The 17,981-nt window shown below is 66.7% G+C and carries 18 protein-coding genes; 7 read left to right on the top strand and 11 right to left on the bottom strand.

Features of this window, described 5'->3' with window-relative positions; all coding sequences use genetic code 11:
• Positions 1 to 10 precede the first annotated feature (10 nt).
• The 6 genes from pheT to hisN form a co-directional block, all read right to left on the bottom strand.
• Complete coding sequence (pheT, locus tag NUH86_RS14550; protein WP_267250155.1) at positions 11 to 2,425, bottom strand: phenylalanine--tRNA ligase subunit beta; 2,415 nt, start codon at positions 2,423 to 2,425, stop codon at positions 11 to 13.
• Positions 2,422 to 3,513, bottom strand: a complete 1,092-nt coding sequence (gene pheS / locus NUH86_RS14545) for a phenylalanine--tRNA ligase subunit alpha (RefSeq protein ID WP_267250154.1) — start codon at positions 3,511 to 3,513, stop codon at positions 2,422 to 2,424. Before pheS ends, pheT begins: the two co-directional genes overlap by 4 nt.
• Positions 3,514 to 3,581: 68 nt before the next feature.
• The gene (locus NUH86_RS14540) at positions 3,582 to 4,202 is read right to left on the bottom strand and encodes a LysE family translocator (protein WP_267250153.1); all 621 of its coding nucleotides are present in this window, start codon (positions 4,200 to 4,202) and stop codon (positions 3,582 to 3,584) included.
• A 209-nt stretch (positions 4,203 to 4,411) separates the two neighbouring features.
• The gene (gene rplT, locus NUH86_RS14535; RefSeq protein WP_267250152.1) at positions 4,412 to 4,774 is read right to left on the bottom strand and encodes a 50S ribosomal protein L20; all 363 of its coding nucleotides are present in this window, start codon (positions 4,772 to 4,774) and stop codon (positions 4,412 to 4,414) included.
• A 12-nt stretch (positions 4,775 to 4,786) separates the two neighbouring features.
• Complete coding sequence (rpmI, locus tag NUH86_RS14530) at positions 4,787 to 4,990, bottom strand: 50S ribosomal protein L35 (RefSeq protein WP_004208916.1); 204 nt, start codon at positions 4,988 to 4,990, stop codon at positions 4,787 to 4,789.
• Between the two features lie 174 nt (positions 4,991 to 5,164).
• A complete protein-coding gene (gene hisN, locus NUH86_RS14525) occupies positions 5,165 to 5,950 on the bottom strand; it encodes a histidinol-phosphatase (RefSeq protein WP_267250151.1) in 786 nt (261 codons plus the stop codon).
• Positions 5,951 to 6,029: 79 nt separating this feature from the next.
• Here hisN and NUH86_RS14520 point away from each other — a divergent pair, with 79 nt between their 5' ends.
• Both NUH86_RS14520 and NUH86_RS14515 read left to right on the top strand, forming a co-directional pair.
• Complete coding sequence (locus tag NUH86_RS14520) at positions 6,030 to 6,452, top strand: VOC family protein (RefSeq protein WP_267250150.1); 423 nt, start codon at positions 6,030 to 6,032, stop codon at positions 6,450 to 6,452.
• Between the two features lie 51 nt (positions 6,453 to 6,503).
• Entirely contained in the window at positions 6,504 to 6,740 is a 237-nt protein-coding gene (locus NUH86_RS14515; protein WP_267250149.1) for a hypothetical protein, read from the top strand.
• Positions 6,741 to 6,804: 64 nt separating this feature from the next.
• Here NUH86_RS14515 and NUH86_RS14510 read toward each other — a convergent pair whose 3' ends face one another.
• On the bottom strand, positions 6,805 to 7,740 hold the full coding sequence (locus tag NUH86_RS14510) for a ribose-phosphate pyrophosphokinase (protein ID WP_267250148.1): 936 nt from the start codon (positions 7,738 to 7,740) through the stop codon (positions 6,805 to 6,807).
• Positions 7,741 to 7,858: 118 nt separating this feature from the next.
• On the opposite strand from NUH86_RS14510, the gene NUH86_RS14505 reads away from it, so the two are divergent.
• A complete protein-coding gene (locus NUH86_RS14505) occupies positions 7,859 to 9,520 on the top strand; it encodes an NAD+ synthase (protein ID WP_267250147.1) in 1,662 nt (553 codons plus the stop codon).
• Between the two features lie 9 nt (positions 9,521 to 9,529).
• Positions 9,530 to 10,861 (top strand): glutamate--tRNA ligase, encoded by a 1,332-nt coding sequence (gene gltX, locus NUH86_RS14500; protein ID WP_267250146.1) that lies wholly within the window; start codon positions 9,530 to 9,532, stop codon positions 10,859 to 10,861.
• 101 nt (positions 10,862 to 10,962) lie between these two features.
• On the opposite strand, the gene NUH86_RS14495 is transcribed toward gltX, so the two are convergent.
• The 4 genes from NUH86_RS14495 to hemC all read right to left on the bottom strand — a co-directional run bounded on the left by NUH86_RS14495 (position 10,963) and on the right by hemC (position 14,315).
• Complete coding sequence (locus NUH86_RS14495) at positions 10,963 to 11,712, bottom strand: esterase/lipase family protein (protein ID WP_267250145.1); 750 nt, start codon at positions 11,710 to 11,712, stop codon at positions 10,963 to 10,965.
• A gap of 113 nt (positions 11,713 to 11,825) precedes the next feature.
• Entirely contained in the window at positions 11,826 to 12,713 is an 888-nt protein-coding gene (locus tag NUH86_RS14490) for a hypothetical protein (protein ID WP_267250144.1), read from the bottom strand.
• Between the two features lie 10 nt (positions 12,714 to 12,723).
• Positions 12,724 to 13,392 carry a uroporphyrinogen-III synthase gene (locus tag NUH86_RS14485; protein WP_267250143.1) on the bottom strand — a complete coding sequence of 223 codons (669 nt, stop codon included), beginning with the start codon at positions 13,390 to 13,392 and terminating at the stop codon, positions 12,724 to 12,726.
• Entirely contained in the window at positions 13,389 to 14,315 is a 927-nt protein-coding gene (hemC, locus tag NUH86_RS14480) for a hydroxymethylbilane synthase (RefSeq protein WP_267250142.1), read from the bottom strand. The genes NUH86_RS14485 and hemC overlap by 4 nt, the downstream gene beginning before the upstream one ends.
• A 45-nt stretch (positions 14,316 to 14,360) precedes the next feature.
• On the opposite strand from hemC, the gene tsaD reads away from it, so the two are divergent.
• The 3 genes from tsaD (at position 14,361) to NUH86_RS14465 (ending at position 17,960) form a co-directional block, all read left to right on the top strand.
• Entirely contained in the window at positions 14,361 to 15,395 is a 1,035-nt protein-coding gene (gene tsaD / locus NUH86_RS14475) for a tRNA (adenosine(37)-N6)-threonylcarbamoyltransferase complex transferase subunit TsaD (RefSeq protein ID WP_267250141.1), read from the top strand.
• Positions 15,396 to 15,406: 11 nt separating this feature from the next.
• The gene (locus NUH86_RS14470; protein WP_267252154.1) at positions 15,407 to 16,378 is read left to right on the top strand and encodes an NAD(P)H-dependent glycerol-3-phosphate dehydrogenase; all 972 of its coding nucleotides are present in this window, start codon (positions 15,407 to 15,409) and stop codon (positions 16,376 to 16,378) included.
• 61 nt (positions 16,379 to 16,439) lie between these two features.
• Complete coding sequence (locus tag NUH86_RS14465) at positions 16,440 to 17,960, top strand: lipopolysaccharide biosynthesis protein (protein ID WP_416365330.1); 1,521 nt, start codon at positions 16,440 to 16,442, stop codon at positions 17,958 to 17,960.
• Positions 17,961 to 17,981 lie beyond the last annotated feature (21 nt).

Genomic DNA, 17,981 nt, shown 5'->3' with positions numbered 1-17,981 from the left:
AGCGCGCCCCTCAAGCCCTGAGCGTGCCGCCCAGCTTCTCGGCGGCCTTGACCACCGCCGCGCTGATCGCGTCCAGTTCCTCCTGGGAGAAGCTCTTTTCGCCCGGTTGCAGGGTGATCTCGATGGCGAGGCTCTTCTTGCCCTCTTCCACGCCCGGCCCGACGAAGAGGTCGAACAGCCGCGCATCGACGATGGCCTTCTTGTCCGCGTTCCTGACGGCGCGGACCAGCGCATCGGCCTCGACCGCCTGATCGATGACGAACGCGAAGTCCCGCTTCACCGCCTGCAAGGCTGGCGGCGCATAGGGCGCACGCATGAAGCCGCTCGCCCGCCTGGCCGGGATGGCGTCGAGGAAGATCTCGCCCGCGACCACCGTGCCGGTCAGGCCGAACTGCCTGGCGAGGGAGGGGTGCAGCACGCCGAATTCGGCCAGCACCACTTTCGGCCCCAGCCGCAATGTGCCCGACTGGCCGGGATGATAGGCGCCCGACGCATCGCCATAGCTCTGCAAATTGGCGACCGGCGCGCCCGCGGCGGCCAGCAGCGCGATCACCTCACCCTTGGCGTCGAAGGCGGTGAAGGGCTGCGCCTTGCCCGTCTGCCAGCCACGGGCGACCTTCTCGCCCGCCAGCACGAAACCGACCGTAGCCCGTTCCTTATCGGCAAAATAGCGCCGCCCCAGTTCGAACAACCGCACCGCAGCCGCGCCGCGATCCATGTTCCGCCGCGTGGCCGACAGCAGGCCGGGCAGCAGCGAAGGGCGCATGACCTTCAAATCTTCGGAGATCGGATTGGCCAGCGTCCAGTCGCCGCCGCCGACCGAAGCCGCTTCCTTTTCCGAGATGAAGGACCAGTTGATCGCCTCGGCCAGGCCACGCGCCGCCGCCGTCCGGCGCACGCGCCGTTCGACATTCTGTTCGGGCGTGGCGGTCGGCTTGGCGACGCCGGGTGCGCGGGGCAAGGGGGTGGAAGGCACCTGATCCAGGCCGACGATGCGCACCACTTCTTCTACAATGTCGGGCCAGCCGTCGACGTCACGACGCCAGCTCGGCACGCTGACGGTCCAGTTGGCCGGCGTCGTCACCGGCACCCCGTCCTGATATTCGAAGGTGGAATCATTGCCGGTGATCCCGAAACCCAGGCTTTCGAGGACGCGCTTCTGCTCATCCTCGGGCACATCGACCCCCGCCAGCGCCAGGCACTGCGACGGTTCATAGGTCACGGTCTTGTCCGCCACCGGCGGCGAACCCGCCCGCGTCGCCTCGCTCGCGGTGCCGCCGCACAGCTTCACCACCAGATCGGTCGCGATGGACAGGCCGTCGTCCAGGAAAGCCGGGTCCACCCCCCGCTCGAACCGTCCACGCGCATCGCTGGTCAGCGCCAGCTTCTGCCCCGTCACGGCGATCCGTTCCGGCGTGAAATAGGCGCATTCGATCAGCACGTCGGTCGTGCCGTCCTGCGCGCCCGAATGCTCGCCGCCCATGATGCCGCCAATGTCGTGCACGGCTTCGTCGTCCGCGATCACGGTCATCGTCGCGTCGACGGTGTAGCTCTTGCCATTGAGCGCCAGCACCTGCTCGCCGGGGCGCCCCTTGCGCGCCACCAGCGGCCCCTTGAGCGTCGCCATGTCATAGACGTGCAGCGGCCGCCCCAGGTCGATCATGATATAATTGGTGATGTCGACCAGGGTGCTGATCGGCTTCTGCCCGATGGCCTTCAACCGCTTCGCCATCCATTCGGGCGACGCGCCGTTCGTCACGCCCTTGACCGTTCGCGCGAAGAAAGCGGGGCAGCCATCGGCATCCTCAACCCGCACATCCGGCCCCGGCCCGACGCCCTGGACGGTCGGGACGACGATCGCGTTCAGCGTGCCCAGCCCCGCCGCCGCCAGATCGCGGGCGATGCCGCGCACGCCCATGCAATCCTGCCGGTTCGGCGTGATCGACACGTCGATGACCGGATCGTCGAGGCCAGCCCATTGCGCATAGACCTGTCCCACCGGCGCGTCCGGGCTGAGTTCGATGATCCCGTCATGATCCTCGCCCAGTTCCAGTTCGCGGAAGGAACACATCATGCCGTTGGATTCGACGCCGCGAATGGCGGTCTTTTTCAGCACCATGCCGTTGACCGGCACCACCGCGCCCTCGGTCCCGAACACGCCGACCAGACCGGCCCGCGCATTGGGCGCGCCGCAGACGACCTGCAACGCGCCGTCGCCCGCATCCACGGTCAGCACCTGCAACTTGTCGGCCTGCGGATGGGGATCGGCGGTCAGCACCTTCGCGATGCGGAAGGGGGCGAGTTTTTCCGCCGGATTCTCGACGCCCTCGACCTCCAGGCCGATATTGGTCAGGCCCTTGAGGATCGTCGGCAGATCGGCACCGGTGTTGAGATGCGTCTTGAGCCAGCTCAGGGTGAACTTCATGCGCCCACTCCCCCGCTCAGCGTGGGAACATCCAGCGCCGAGAAGCCATAATGTTTCAGCCAGCGCAGATCGCCGTCGAAGAAAGCGCGCAAGTCGTTCATCCCATATTTCAGCATGGCGAGCCGGTCGACGCCGGTGCCGAAGGCAAAGCCCTGCCACTCATCCGGGTCCAGCCCGCAAGCCTCGATCACCCGGCGATTGACCATGCCGCTGCCCAGCACTTCCAACCAGCCGCCGCCGGGCGCATCGCCGTCGCCGCCGATCACCCGCTGGCCGTTGGTCAGGGTATAGCCCACATCGACCTCGACCGAAGGTTCGGTGAAGGGGAAATAGCTTGGCCGCAGGCGCAGCACGATGTCGTCCCGCTCGAAGAAGGCCTTGAGGAAGGTCTCCAGCGTCCATTTGAGATGCCCAAGGGTGATGCCCTTGTCGATCACCAGCCCCTCGATCTGATGGAACATCGGCGTGTGGGTCGCGTCGGAATCGGAGCGATAGACCCGCCCCGGCGCGATGATGCGGATCGGCGGCTCGCCATTCATCATCGTCCGGATCTGCACCGGCGACGTATGGGTGCGCAGCAGCATCTTCTTGCCGTCTTCGGCGTCGGGGAAATAGAAAGTGTCGTGCATCGCCCGCGCCGGATGGGTTTCCGGAATGTTGAGCGCGGTGAAATTATGCCAGTCGTCCTCGATCTCCGGTCCCGTCGCGACGGAAAAGCCGAGGTCCGCGAAAATCTCCGCCAGTTCGTCCATGACCTGCGACACCGGATGCACGGAGCCTTGCGCGCCCATGTCGGCGGGCAGGGTCATGTCGATCTTTTCAGCCGCCAGCTTCGCATCCAACGCGACCTGCTCCAGCGCCGCCTTCCTGTCGGCCAGCGCCGCGGTCACGCTTTCGCGCAAGTCCTGGATCGGCGGGCCTTTCTCCAGCCGCTCCTCCGGGCTCATGGAACCCAGAGTCTTGAGCAGGCCCGTCACCACGCCGTTCTTGCCCATGGCGCCCACGCGCAGCGCTTCCAGCGCCTCCAGCGTGTCGGCGGCCTCGATGTCGGCGATCAGACCGGCTTTCAGTGCGCTAATCTCAGTCATTCGTCTTCCAGATGGAGATGGCGGAAATATGCCCGCGCCTTAGCGGGGTGCGCCGCACAAGAAAAGGGTCAGGCCCGCGTGCCGAGCAGCGCGCCACCAAAACCCAAGAACATCAGCCCCGTTCCCCGGTTGAACAGCCTCTGCCGGTTCGCGGGCGCAAGCCAGCAGGCGAGTTTCATCCCGCCCAGCGCATAGACGCACTGCCAGCCGAACTCGATCGCCACGAAGCTGACCACCAATATCGCCAACTGCATGGCGAAAGGGCGGCCGGTGTCGATAAACTGCGGAAACAACGCGGCGGCAAAGATGATGAGCTTGGGGTTGGACAGACCCGTCAGCAGGCCAGTGCCATAGAGCGCACGCAAAGACCGCGTCCGCGTCGCGCCGACTTCCCCCGCGTCGCCGACCGGTGCGCGCCACGCCTTGATGCCCAGCCAGATCAAATAGGCGACCCCCGCATAGCGCAACCCGTCGAACAGGCGCGGCGAAGCCTTCAGCAACGCCCCCAAGCCTAGAGCGGAGGCGAGCAGGCACAGCAGAATCGCGCTCATCAGCCCCGCCATGGTGGCGATGGCCCGTCGCGGTCCATGATGAATGCTCTGCGTCATCACATGCAGCATATTGGGTCCCGGCGTGGCCGAGATCAGGAAAACCGCCGTGACATACAACCACCAGACATGCAGCGACATGGGCTTGCCTCCCAGGAGACCCTGATCCCGTTCGGGCTGAGCGAAGTCGAAGCCCCTGCCTGAGCGTAGCGAAGGCGCTTCGCCTGCGGCTCAGCGGAGCCCTTCGACTTCGCTCAGGGTGAACGGAAGTCAGGACAATCCAAAACGAAAAGGGCGCCGAAGGCATCTGCCCCGGCGCCCCTTCAGGACGATCTTGCGACCGATCCGGTTCAGGCCGCGGGCAGCGCAGCCTTCGCCTGGGCGATGATGGCGCTGAACGCCTCGCCCTCGTGCATCGCGATGTCGGCCAGAACCTTCCGGTCCAGCTCCACGCCGGCCAGCTTCAGGCCGTGCATGAACTGCGAATAGGTCAGGCCTTCGGCGCGGACGCCGGCGTTGATGCGCTGAATCCACAGGCCACGGAAGGTCCGCTTCTTGACCTTGCGGTCACGATAAGCGTACTGGCCGGCCTTTTCGACGGCCTGGCGGGCGATGCGGATCGTGTTCTTGCGACGGCCATAATAGCCCTTCGCCTGTTCCAAAATCCTCTTATGCTTCGCCTTGGTGGTCGTACCACGTTTTACGCGTGCCATGTGCCCTGCTCCTTACTTCAGGCCGTAGGGCGCCCAGAGGCGCACATGTGCCACGTCGGCGTCGGACAGGACCGAGGTGCCGCGATTCTGGCGGATATATTTCGCATTGTGGCTGATCAGGCGGTGACGCTTGCCAGCGACGCCGTGCTTGACCTTGCCGGAAGCGGTGAACTTGAAGCGCTTCTTCACACCGCTCTTGGTCTTGAGCTTGGGCATTTTCGTCTCCTTTTTCAGCGCGACGATTACGGACAGCCACGGCAGCCCTGGTTAGCCGGGCGGTCCTTCCAAATATCGCGAAGGGCGGCCCATAGGCGGCCCTGCTCCGAAAGGCAAGCGATTCGGCGGCAAATCAGCGTGCGGCGGAAAGTTCAGCGGGAAAGCGTCAATGCCCTAATGCCCCTCATGTCCCTCGGCCAGCGCCTCCAGCACGTCGTCCAGCCGGGCCGGATCGCCCAGGGCGATCACCCGACCGTCGCTGTCGTGGGTCAACGGGTCGCCCGACCAGTCGCACATGCGCCCGCCCGCGCCCTCCACCACCGGCACCAGCGCCGCCAGATCGTGCAGCTTCAACCCCGCCTCGACCACGATGTCGACATGGCCCGACGCGGCCAGCCCATAATTATAGCAGTCGCCGCCCCAGACCGTATCCCGGCACTGCGCCGCCAGGCGCGCAAAATGCTCCCCCGTGCAGCCGGGAAAAAGCTGCGGCGCGGTGGAGGCCAATATCGCCTGATCCAGATCGCGGCAGGCCCGCGCCCTCACCGGCTTGCCGTTGAAAGTGGTCGGCTGCCCCATCATCCCGGCCCAGCGCTCCCCCGCGATCGGCTGGTCGATAATGCCGATGGTCGGCCAGCCCGCCTGCGTCAGCGCGACCAGAGTCCCGAAAATCGGCCGCCCGGCGATGAAGCTGCGCGTCCCGTCGATGGGGTCCAATATCCACACCCGCTCCGCATCCTCCCGCGTCGCGCCATATTCCTCGCCGATGATGCCGTCCTGGGGCCGCTCCTTCTCCAATATCGCCCGGATCGCCGCTTCCGCCGCCTTGTCGGCTTCGGTCACGGGCGACTGGTCGGATTTGAACTCCATGTCGTAGCGCGCACGGAAAAAGGGTCGGATCGCCGCTCCAGCAGCGTCGGCAAGGCGGTTGGCAAGGGCCAGGTCATCGCGGGTCGTCATGCCCTTCCGCCTAGCGCCAATGGGGGTGAAAGGCTAGGCTGAGCATCCCCGATTCCTTGATCGTGAAGGAGGGATTTCGATGCCCGGTTCACCCGTCATCCCTGGCCTGCGCTATGCCGACGCGCCCGCCGCGATACAGTTCCTATGCCGCGCCTTCGGTTTCGAAGTGCGCGCCAGTTATGAGGATGAGGGCGATCCCCACATCGTCCACCATGCCGAACTGGTGCTGGGGGACGGCATGGTGATGCTGGGCAGCGCCCGCGACGGAGAGGCCGAATCGCTCTACAACTGGACCACGGCCAGGGAAGTGGGCGGCGTCACCACCTGCATCTATGTCGTCGTGCCCGATGTGGACGCCCACTGCCTCCACGCCCGGAACGAAGGGGCGATCGTCGTCCACGAACCGCATGACAATATCGGCTATCCGGGTCGCGGCTATGAAGCGCTCGATCCCGAAGGCAATGTCTGGAGCTTTGGAAGCTACGACCCCTGGAAGGTTTAAGGTTCAGCAACTTCCGCCGTCTATCCTCCCTGACAATAAAGGGAGTCGTGCGTGGCGCTGTTAGGCTGGATCGTGAGTTTCATCGCCCTGTTCGGCGCCCTGGCGCTGCGGCAGGACATGCCCACCGGTGGATCGGCCATGCTGTCGGGCATGCTGTTCCTGCTCGCGCTGCTGAGCTGCCCGATGATCTGGCGCGAAAAGCCGCTCGGCATTTCACGCGGTCAGCGCATCATCGTGACGTTGATCTTGTTCCTGAGCGTGCCGCTGGTTCTGCTGCCGACGGGCTGACAGTCGCGCGGCGCGACTTTGCTTCCGCAAGAGACCCCGGCTCCCGCCGGGGTGACGCAAAGCCTCAATCGAACAGGCTGGAAACCGAGCTTTCGTCCGCGATGCGCTTGATCGCCTCGCCCAGCAGCGGCGCGATCGGCAGATGGCGGACGCTCTTCGCATTGTTCACCGCATCGGTGCCCTGGATCGAGTCGGTGATGACCAGTTCCTTGAGTTCCGACGCCTCGACGCGGGCCACCGCTCCGCCCGACAGCACGCCATGGCTGACATAGGCGACCACATCCTCGGCGCCCGCCGCCTTCAGCGCGGCGGCGGCGTTGCAGAGCGTGCCCGCCGAATCGACGATATCGTCGATCAGCACGCAGAAACGACCCTTCACGTCGCCGATGATGTTCATGACTTCCGATTCGCCGGCGCGCTCCCGCCGCTTGTCGACGATGGCCAGCGGGGCGTTGTCCAGCCGCTTGGCCAGCGCCCGCGCGCGCACCACGCCGCCGACGTCGGGGGACACGACCATGATATTCTTGTCGCCGAAGCGTGCCTGGATGTCCGCCGACATGACCGGCGCACCGAACAGATTGTCGGTGGGAATATCGAAGAAGCCCTGGATCTGACCCGCATGCAGATCGACCGACAGCACGCGGTTGGCGCCCGCCGTGGTGATGAGGTTGGCGACCAGCTTGGCCGAGATCGGCGTGCGCGGGCCGGGCTTCCGGTCCTGCCGGGCATAGCCGAAATAGGGGACGACCGCCGTGATTCGCTTGGCCGAGGCGCGTTTCAGCGCGTCGATCATGATCAGCAATTCCATCAGATTGTCGTTGGTGGGATAGCTGGTGGATTGCAGCACGAACACGTCTTCGCCGCGGACATTCTCATGAATTTCCACGAAAACCTCTTCGTCGGCGAAGCGGCGGACGCTCGCGTCGGTCAGGGGGATTTCGATATAGTCGGCTATGGCGGCCGCGAGCGGCTTATTGGAATTGCCGGTCATGAGCTTCATGGCCAAACCCCCGTGACATATTGATGACGCTGTCGGAACGCGGCCCCTTTAGCGGTGCAACCTCTCGCTGAAAAGGCGCTTTTGCGCCTTACGGCAAAATGCATTAGGGGCGCTCGATATGACCGACAAACTTGTGATAGCCCTCGCCCAGATGACGCAGTCGGTGGGCGACCTGCAGGCCAACGCCGACGCGATGCTGGAATGGCGCGCGCGGGCGATGGATGCGGACCTCATCGTCTATCCCGAACTGCAACTGATCGGCTATCCGCCTGAGGATCTGGTGCTGAAGCCCGCTCTGGTCGACCGCGCCAATCACGAACTGGATCGTCTGGCCCAGGCGACGGCGGACGGCGGACCGGCCATGCTGGTCGGCACCGTGGTCGCGTCGCACGGCGTCCTGTTCAACGTCGTCGCCCTGCTGGAGGGCGGCGCGGTCACCGCCATCCGCCAGAAGCGCGAACTGCCCAATTACGGCACATTCGATGAAAAGCGGCTCTTCGCGCCCGGCCCGCTGCCCGCGCCCATCGACTTCCGCGGCGTGAAGATCGGCGTGCCGATCTGCGAGGATATCTGGTTCCCCTTCGTCACCGCGCATCTGCGGGCGGAGGGCGCCGAAATCCTGATCAGCCCCAATGGCTCCCCGTTCGAGGTGGACAAGGACGACCGACGCATCAACGCCGTCGCGGGCACCCGCGTCCGCGAAACCGGCCTGCCGCTCATCTATCTGAACCGCGTCGGCGGGCAGGACGAACTGGTGTTCGACGGCGCTTCCTTCGTGATGAACGGCGACATCAGCATCGCCCGGCAGCTTCCCGATTGGGAAGAGGCGCTGGTCATCACGACCTGGGAAAAATGGGAAGGCCAGTGGGTCTGCCTGCCCGGCGAGCGCCACCTGCTGGATGAGCGCCCGGCCGACATCTATAACGCCATGGTCCTGGGCCTGCGCGACTATGTGAACAAGAACCGCTTCCCCGGCGTCGTCCTTGGCCTGTCGGGCGGCATCGATTCCGCCCTCTCCGCCGCCGTCGCCGTCGATGCGCTGGGCGCCGACCGGGTCTGGTGCGTGATGATGCCGTCCCGCTTCACCAGCCGGGAAAGCCTGGACGACGCCGTCGAATGCGCCCGGCTGCTTGGCGTCCGTTACGACACCATTCCGATCGAACCGGCGGTCGAAGCCTTCGATTCCATGCTGGCCGAGGTTTTCACCGGCCGCCAGCGCGACCTGACCGAGGAGAATATACAGTCCCGCATCCGGGGTGTGACGTTGATGGGTCTGTCCAACAAATATGGCCATATGCTGCTCACCACCGGCAACAAGAGCGAGATGTCGGTCGGCTACGCCACCATCTATGGCGACATGGCGGGCGGCTATTCGGTGTTGAAGGACGCCTACAAGACCACCGTGTTCGACCTGTGCCGCTGGCGGAACGCAAATATGCCGTCCCTGGGCGAAGCCTTCGGCCCCAAAGGCCCGGTCATGCCCGAGCGCGTCATCACCAAGCCGCCCAGCGCCGAACTGCGCGACAATCAGAAGGATGAGGACAGCCTGCCCCCCTATGAGGTGCTGGACCCGATCCTCTACGGCCTGGTGGAGGAGGAACTGTCGGTCGAGCAACTGGTCGCCCGCGGCTTCGATAAGGACATCGTCGCCCGCATCGAGCGCCTGCTCTACGTCGCCGAATATAAGCGCCGCCAGTCGCCCCCCGGCGTCAAGCTGGGCATGCGCAATTTCGGCCGCGACCGCCGCTATCCGATCACCAACGCTTTCCGAACTTTGTAACGGCAACCTATGACCGTCATCACCCGCTTCGCCCCATCGCCGACCGGCAACCTGCATGTCGGCAATATCCGCGCCGCGCTTCACAACTGGCTGTGGGCGCGCAAGAGCGGCGGCCAGTTCCTGCTGCGTCTGGACGACACCGACCTCGAACGATCCCGCCCCGAATATGCAGAGGCGATCAAGGCCGATCTTCGCTGGCTCGGCCTGCATTGGGACGGTGAGGAGAAACAGTCCGACCGCTTCGCTCTTTACGAGGCGCGGTTCGAAGCGCTCAAGGCGTCGGGCCATGTCTATCCCGCCTATGAAACGGCGCAGGAACTGGACCTGCGCCGCAAGGTGCTGCTGGGCCGGGGCCTGCCCCCGGTCTACGACCGCGCCGCCCTGTCCCTGACCCCGGACCAGATCGCGGCTTACGAAGCCGAGGGCCGCCGGCCCCATTGGCGTTTCCGGCTGGACCATGGCCAGCCCATCGCCTGGACCGACCTGATCCGCGGCGAACAGCGCTTCGATCCAAAGCTGCTTTCCGACCCGGTCATCCGCCGCGCCGATGGAAGCTGGCTCTACATGCTGCCTTCGGTGATCGACGACATCGCCATGGGTGTCACCCATGTCCTGCGGGGAGAGGATCATGTGTCCAACACCGCCACCCAGATCCAGATGTTCACGGCGCTGGGCGCCAGCCTGCCCGCCTTCGCGCATGAAGCCCTGCTGACGGGCAGCGAAGGCAAGCTCTCCAAGCGTCTGGGTTCGCTGGGCGTCGCCCATTTCCGTGAAATCGGCCTGGAACCCGCCGCCATCGCCTCACTGCTCGCGCGCCTTGGCAGTTCGATGCCGGTCGAACCCTTCGCGGACATGCAGCCGCTGATCGACAGCTTCGACTTCACCCATTTCGGCCGCGCCCCGGCGCGCTTCGACGAGGCGGAACTGGCGACCCTCAACCAGAAGATCGTCCACCTGTTGCCCTATGCCGCCGTCGCGGCCCGCCTGCCCGAAGCCATGGACGAAACCGCCTGGGAAGCGATCCGCCCCAATCTGGAGACCGTCGCGGGCGCGGCCGACTGGTGGCGGATCGTCACCGGCCCGATCGACGCGCCCGCCCCGGCGGAGGAGGACCGCGATTTCCTGGCCCTCGCGCATGCGACCCTGTCGGCCGCGCCCTTCGACGCCGCCATCTGGCGCACCCTTACCGAAGCGCTGAAGGCGGAGACAGGCCGCAAGGGCAAGGCGCTGTTCCTGCCCCTGCGCCGCGCGCTGACGGGCATGGATCATGGTCCCGACATGGGGCAGATGCTGCCGTTGATCGGCAGGGATGAAGCGCTGGCCCGGCTGAAATTCTTATAGAAGCGGACGTTGATAATATCGTCATCCCAGCGTCCGCTGGGATGACGGCTTTCAATATCCGCCTTCCACCTAAATCGACCCAAGGCAAAGCCCGGCAGGCCTCAACCCCGCGCAACCTCCAACGCCTTGCCCACCGCCAAAATCCCCTCCGGCGATACGGCAAAGCCCATATGCGTGCAGTCGACCTCGATCGCCCGATCCCGCTCCCCGGCGCGGCCCTTGGCGCATCGCGGCAGGATCACGCCATCGCGCCGCGACCATAGCGCCACGGTCGGCACTGGCGGCTTTTCCTCGCGATTGCAGGCAAAGGGCGGCCGGTCCACGGGAAAGCCCGACACCAGTTGATACAGACGCCAGGCATGGTTGGCGCGGGGATCGCCGGAAAAGGGCGTGCCCATCGTCACCACGCCGCCGACCTTCTCCGTCGCATATTTCGCATATTCCCGCGCAAACAGCCCACCCAGGCTCCAGCCCACCAGCGTCACCCTGGCGCCCGTCTCGCGGCGGATGGCGTCCACCCGCCGGTCGATCCGCTCCAGACTGTCGGGCCTCGGCCCGAAATTGCGCCCCATGCCCCAGCCATGCGCATCATAGCCCGCCGCGTTCAGCACGGCGCGCAACGGCTCCATCCGCTGTTCGCCCGCCATGAAACCGGGGATCAGCAGCACCTGCCGTCCATCGCCCTGGATCGCCCGCGCCAGATCGGCGGATTGCGCCCGCGCCCGCGCCAGATCGAAAGGCACCGACGCATTGCCCAGCAGATGCTGGAGCGACGGCCGTTCGGCCGCGCGCGGGCCGTTGGCTAGACGGCCCTTCCAGAAGCTGGCGATGACGTTGGCATAAGGGGGCACGACAATGTCTTTCCTTTTCCCAAGGGGGAAAATGACATTCTCATGACATGGACCGCCGAGTCCATGGACTTTCATCCATCGGAATCAACGGTTCATCGTTTGTGACAGCGGGTTCAGGGCGCCAGCGGAGAGGTCTGCGCCACCGCTGCCCCATCGGCGGCGCGCAACTGGCGCGGTTCCAGGATCGCGGCCGTCTCGATCAGGTCCAGCGCCCGCCGCGCCTCCATATAGCGCCGCGCAAATTGCATCCAGCGGTCCGCCGCCGCCCGCCCCGGCATCTGCTCCACCTCCGCCAGCGCCGAGCCGACCCGCGACCCGTCCAGATAGCGGATCGCCCGGTCCAGCGCCGCCTGCGGCCGGGGGGAAGGGGTGGACGCCCTGTGGATGGTGATGATCTCCCGCGCCTCATGCTCCAGCGCCTGCCACCAGCTTGCATCGGCGGGCGGCACCGTCACCCGGTCAGCCACCGCCGTCAGCCCGGCGCGCAGATCGGCCAACGTCACCGGCTCCCGCGCCGCGTTGATGATGGTCGCGACGGCCCGCGGCTGCGCCTGTCCGAAGCGAAGGCGCAACTGCCCCTCTATATAGCCGAGCGGCGTCCCGCTATCGAGCGCGCGCCGCGCCGCGAAGGCCACCAGCAGTCCCTCCGCCCGCGCCGCATTGCCGGACGCCGCCTGCGCCTCCACGGTGATGCGGTTGAGCCGTTCCTCCAGTTGCACGACCCGCGCATCCAGCATCTGCGCGGCATCCGCCGACAAGGGACGCATGGGCGCGCCTGGCGCGACGCCGTTCAGCAACGGATCGGCCAGCGCCGATTGCCGTTGCGGCGCATTCCATCGCTGGATTCGCGGCAGTGCCAGAACGGTCAGCACGACCCCGACCGCGAAGGCGAGCAGGACCAGCAACGCCGTCAGCCAGGAACCACGCCGACGCACGGGGGGCGATACCGTCACGCTGTTCGCCGCGCCGTCCGTGTCGCTCATCAAGGGCCTTTCCTCCATAAGAGGCGAATCATTCGCATAATCGGACGGCAAGGGCCAGCATCCTCTCATCATCGGGCTTGTCGGGCGTCTGGGCGCTGGCCCAGCCGACGCCGCAGGCCGCCAGCGCCGCGGGGCTGATCGCGATCAGGTGCAGGGCGGCGCGCTGTTCCCGCTGCACAAGCTGAGCCAGCACCTCCCCGGCGCGCGGCGAATGGACCAACAGCACATTGTCCCGTTCCAGCCGTTCCGCCAGCCCGGCATCGCCGGTCCGCAGCATCTCATAAACGGCGATCCGGTCGATCCGCAGCGCGCCCGCATCGATCGGCGCGACCGTCCGCCCGGCCAGATGCAGCACATGGCCATGCCCGTCCGCCGCGATCCGCCGCGCAATGGCGGTGCCATCGCCATCCCCGGCGACGACCTGCGCGAAACCCGCCGCCTCCAGCGCCTTCGCCGTCGCCCGGCCGACCGCATAAGCGGGCAGGCTCCGGTAATCGGCCAGCCGTTCCCCCGCCAGCCGGGCCGCATGGGCGCTGGTCAGCAGCAGGGCGTCGAAGCGATCCGGGGCGGGGGCGTCCCATTCCAGCGCCCGCGGCGCGAACAGCGGAATGACCCGCGCTTCCAACCCCAATGCCGCCGCCCGCTCCGCCGTCTTGGCGGCGCCCGGTTCGGGCCGCAGAATGACGAGCGGCCTCACGCCTCGAACAGGGCGCGCAGCGCCGGACTGGCCCGATCCAGCAGGCCGCGTCCCATGGCCTTTGCCGCCGTCCTATCGTCCCGCTCGATCCGCAGCCAATCCCCGACCGTTTCCCGCCCGTCAGGACTGATGATCTCGGCGCGCAGATGGATCTTCCCGTCCTCCAGCCGCGCCAGCGCCGCAATCGGGGAATGACAGGTGCCGCCCAGCCCGACCAGCACCGCCCGTTCCGCCATGACGCAGTCGAAGGTGTCGGCGTCGCTGATCGCCGCCAGACATTCCAGCATCGCCGCATTGCCGCTCAACGTCTCGATCCCCACCGCGCCCTGCGACGGCGCGGGCAGCATGACCTCTACCGGAATCGTCACGCCCACATCGCCCTGGCCCAGCCGGTCCAGACCCGCCGCAGCCAGCAAGGTGGCATGCGCCTCGCCCTTCGCCAGCTTGGCGAGGCGCGTCGCCACATTGCCGCGAAACAGCACGACCTCCGCATCGGGCCGCAAGCGCTTCACCTGCGCCGCCCGGCGGGGAGAACTGGTTCCGACCACCGGCTTTTCGGGAAGCGCCTCGAAACTTTCCACGCCCACCAGCCGATCCCGCACATCCGCGCGCGGCAGCATCGCGGCGATCCGAATCTCGGCTGGCCGGATCGTCTCCACATCCTTCATCGAATGCACCGCGAAATCGATCTCGCCGCTTGTCAGCGCCCGGTCCAGTTCCTTGGTCCACAGCGCCTTGCCGCCGATATCGGCCAGCGCCCGGTCCTGTATCCTGTCCCCGCTGGTCTGCACCACGACGATCTCGATATCGCCTTCATCCCAGCCATGGCGGGCGCGCAGCGCCGCCATCGTCATATGCGCCTGCGCCAATGCAAGCGGGGAACCACGGGTGCCAAGGCGAAGGGGAGTCTGGGGCTTTTGCATGATCTCGCTTGCTCTAATGGTCGCGGACATTAGATGGAAGCGACAATGACGATCATCCTTGGCCTGGAATCAAGCTGCGACGAAACCGCGGCGGCGCTGGTGACGGCGGAGGGCAGGATCCTGGCCCACCGCCTCGCCACGCAGGAGGAGGCGCACCGCCCCTATGGCGGCGTCGTCCCCGAAATCGCCGCCCGCGCCCATGTGGAGGCGCTCGCGCCGTTGATCGAAGCGGCGCTCAAGGACGCGGACCTTACCCTCAGCGATGTCGACGTGATCGCCGCCACCGCCGGTCCCGGCCTGATCGGCGGCGTGATGGTCGGCCTGGTCACCGGCAAGGCGCTTGCCCATGCGGCCAACAAGCCGCTGATCGCGGTCAATCATCTGGAAGGCCACGCCCTCTCGCCGCGCCTGGCCGATCCCAGCCTGAAATTCCCCTATCTGCTGCTGCTGGTGTCGGGCGGCCATTGCCAGTTGCTCCATGTGCGCGGCCCCGGCGACTATGCCCGGCTTGCCACCACCATAGACGACGCCAGCGGCGAAGCCTTCGACAAGACGGCCAAGCTGCTGGGCCTGGGCTATCCCGGCGGCCCGGCGGTCGAGAAGGCCGCCGCCCAGGGCAATTCCAAGGCCGTCCCGCTGCCGCGCCCGCTGGTCGGCACGGCGGAACCCCATTTCTCCTTCGCGGGCCTGAAAAGCGCCGTCATGCGCGCCGCCCAATCCGGCCAATATTCGACCGAGGACATCGCCGCCAGCTTCCAGCAGGCCGTGATCGACTGCCTGGTCGACCGCACGGAGCGCCAACTGGCCGACCTCAAGGATATCACCGCCCTCGTCGTCGCCGGGGGCGTCGCCGCCAACCAGTCGATCCGCGCCGCCCTGGAAGGGCTGGCGGCCAAGCACGACCTGCCCTTCGTCGCCCCGCCGCTCTGGCTCTGTACGGACAATGCCGCGATGATCGCCTGGGCCGGAGCGGAGCGCTATGCCGCAGGACTGATCGACGATCTGACCGTCCCGGCCCGCCCTCGCTGGCCGCTGGACCCCAGCGCGGAAAAAGCGCGCGGAGCAGGAGTGAAAGCATGAAGGCCCCATCCCTGAAAGCAGGTGTCATCGGAGCAGGCGCCTGGGGCACCGCGCTCGCCCAGACCCTCGCGGCGGGCGGGCAGCATGTCCGCCTCTGGGCGCTGGAACCCGAAGTGGTGGAGGCCGTCAACAAGGACCGGCAGAACCCGCTTTACCTGCCACAAATCCCGCTCAGCCCCTCGATAGAAGCCACCGGCGACATGGCCGACATGGCCGATCGCGACATGCTGCTGATCGTCAGCCCCGCCCAGCATCTGCGCCGGGTCGTCGCGCAAACCCCTGCCGGCACCCCGCTCATCCTCTGTTCCAAGGGCATCGAAGCGGGCACCAGCCTGCTCATGTCCGAAGTCGCGGCGGAAGCGCAGCCGACATCCCCCATCGCCGTCCTTTCCGGCCCCACCTTCGCCCATGAGGTGGCCAGGGGCCTGCCCACCGCCATCACCCTGGCCTGCGCCGACGCCGATCTGGGGGGCAAGATCGCCGCCCGCATCGCCCGCCCGGCTTTCCGTCCCTATCTCTCCGACGATGTGGTCGGCGCGGAGATTGGCGGCGCGGTGAAGAATGTCCTCGCCATCGCCTGCGGCGTCGCGGAGGGCGCTGGCCTGGGCCTCAACGCCCGCGCCTCGCTGATCAGCCGGGGTTTTGCGGAAATGACCCGCTTCGGCCTTGCCAGAGGCGCTCGCCCCGAAACCCTCGGGGGCCTTTCCGGCCTTGGCGATCTGGTCCTTACCTGCTCCTCGACCAACAGCCGCAACTTCTCGCTGGGCAAGGGGCTGGGCGAGGGGCAGTCCGCCGACGACCTCCTCTCCAACCGCCGGACCGTGGCGGAAGGCGCCTTCACCGCTCCCGTCCTGCGCGAAGCGGCCAGCGCCGCGCGGGTCGAAATGCCCGTGGTCGAAGCCGTCTGCGCCCTGCTCGAAGACGCCGCGCCGCTCGCCCAGGTGATCGACGCGCTGCTCGCCCGTCCGCTGCGCGCCGAATAAAAACTCGCGCTCATTCCAGATATTGCTACAGTCCGGCTCCAGAAAAAACACCACAGCATCGATGTCACAGGGGGACCATAGTTCGTTGCCGGTTGAAGGGGCCTCTCCCGCGCAGCAGGATGACATTGCGGCGCTCGCCAAAGGCGGACGGACCAATGTGTTCGGCTTTCTGCTCCGCCTCGCCGCGCGCCTGCCCTTCCTGTTCATCGCCGGTCGCTGGTATGGCGCGGATGCGCTGGGCCGCTTCGCCTATGCCGTGCTGGTGGTGGAGTTCATCGCCCAGCTCGCCACCCTGGGCCTGAAGCGCGGCCTGGCCGGCGCGCTCGCCCAGACCGAACGCCCGCACAGCCATGTCGTGACCGACGCCATGCTGGTGACGCTGATCGCGTCCCTGATCGGCAGCGCGCTCCTGGTCGTCTTCCCGCAGGCCATGTTCCCGAACAGCGGCATCAACGGCCTCGACCGGCTGCTCGCGCTGATCGTGATCGCGGTGGCGGGGTCCGACGTGGCGCTGGCCGCCTGCGCCTATCGTTTCGACATCGGCGCCACCGTGCGCGCCCGTTCGATCATCGAACCCTGGGCGATCAGCATCGGCGCCTTCGCCTTCGCCTTCTATTCGACCCGCGACGGCCTGATCCTGTCCTATGTCGTCTCCATGATCGCCGCGCTGGTCGCCTCGATCATTCCGATGACCCGCCATTACGGCATTCCCTATGGCTGGCGTCCCGATGTCGGCAGGCTGTGGCGGCTGGCGCGGCGGAACCTGCCCCTTGCGGCGGCGGACGGCGTCGAATGGGGTTCCCGCCGCCTCGACATGGCGATCCTCGGCCTGTTCGTCAGCCCGGCGATAGTCGGCATCTACTATGTCGCGCAGCAGGTCGCCTCCCTGCCCCAGAAACTGAAGACCAGCTTCGACCCGATCCTTGGCCCCGTCATCACCCGCAACCTGGCGGAGGGCAATCTCAACGCCATCGCCCGCCAGGTCAGCCAGGTCGGCTTCTGGATCATCGCCGCGCAGGCGGGAATCGCCCTGGCGCTCGGCATCCCCGGCGAGGCGGTGATGGGCCTTGTCGGTCCGCATTTCGTCGGCGGAACCGGGGCGCTGGCCTTCCTGCTGCTGGCCGAAGTGGTCGCGGCCACCGCCGTCGTCAGCGAATCCGCGCTGGTCTATATCGCCCGACACCGCAATCTGATGATCTCGCTGCTGATGATCGGTTTGCAGGCTGGGCTGAGCTTCGCGTTGATCTTCCTCGCAAAGCGCCTTGGCTTCCACGACATGGCGCTCGCCGCCGCGCCCGCCCTCGCGCTCAGCATGGCGCTCGGCGTCAGCGCTCTTGTGAAGGCGCGCCTGCTTTCCCACCTGCTCGGCGCGAAGGTGAACGCCTGGCGCTGGCCGTTGCTTGGCGCTTCGGGGGTGGCATGCGTCGTCGGCGCCGCCTTCGTCGCCCTGCCACCCAGCCTCGAATGGGTGGAACTGGTCTTCGGCGTATTCACTATCCTGGGTGTCTATGGCGTCGTCATCTGGCGCTGGGGCTTCGGCCCGGACGACCGCGCCCTGTTCAGGAAGCAGAAGGCGACGTGATTGGAAAAGGGCCGGACTTCC

Origin of the sequence: Sphingobium sp. JS3065, from assembly GCF_026427355.1 — a bacterium.
Taxonomy (GTDB): Bacteria; Pseudomonadota; Alphaproteobacteria; order Sphingomonadales; family Sphingomonadaceae; genus Sphingobium.
This window is presented reverse-complemented; position numbering and strand designations above follow the sequence as displayed.